The sequence below is a fragment of the Streptomyces sp. MMG1121 genome (assembly GCF_001280015.1).
Taxonomy (GTDB): domain Bacteria; phylum Actinomycetota; class Actinomycetes; order Streptomycetales; family Streptomycetaceae; genus Streptomyces.
On record NZ_LGDV01000075.1, the window covers coordinates 1 to 490 of the forward strand.

At 69.8% G+C, this 490-nt stretch carries 1 protein-coding gene; it reads right to left on the reverse strand.

All coding sequences use genetic code 11. The features are described from left to right. Positions 1-490, reverse strand: a 490-nt coding sequence (locus tag ADK64_RS08660) for a methionine adenosyltransferase domain-containing protein (protein WP_159046198.1), incomplete at both ends; no start/stop codon positions are given.

Below are 490 nucleotides of genomic sequence, written 5' to 3' on the forward strand. Positions count from 1 at the left end.
CGCGGTCGGTGCGCTCCCAGGTGAAGTCGGGCAGCTCGCGGCCGAAGTGGCCGTAGGCCGCCGTCTGGGCGTAGATCGGGCGGAGCAGGTCGAGGTCACGGATGATCGCGGCCGGGCGCAGGTCGAAGACCTCGTCGATGGCCTTCTCGATCTTCTCGGTCTCGACCTTGTTGGTGCCGAATGTCTCGACGAAGAGGCCGACGGGCTCGGCCTTGCCGATCGCGTAGGCGACCTGGACCTCGCAGCGGGAGGCCAGGCCGGCCGCCACCACGTTCTTGGCGACCCAGCGCATGGCGTAGGCGGCCGAACGGTCCACCTTGGACGGGTCCTTGCCGGAGAAGGCGCCGCCACCGTGGCGGGCCATGCCGCCGTAGGTGTCGATGATGATCTTGCGGCCGGTCAGGCCGGCGTCGCCCATCGGGCCGCCGATCTCGAAACGGCCGGTCGGGTTGACCAGCAGCCGGTACCCCTCGGTGTCCAGCTTGATGCC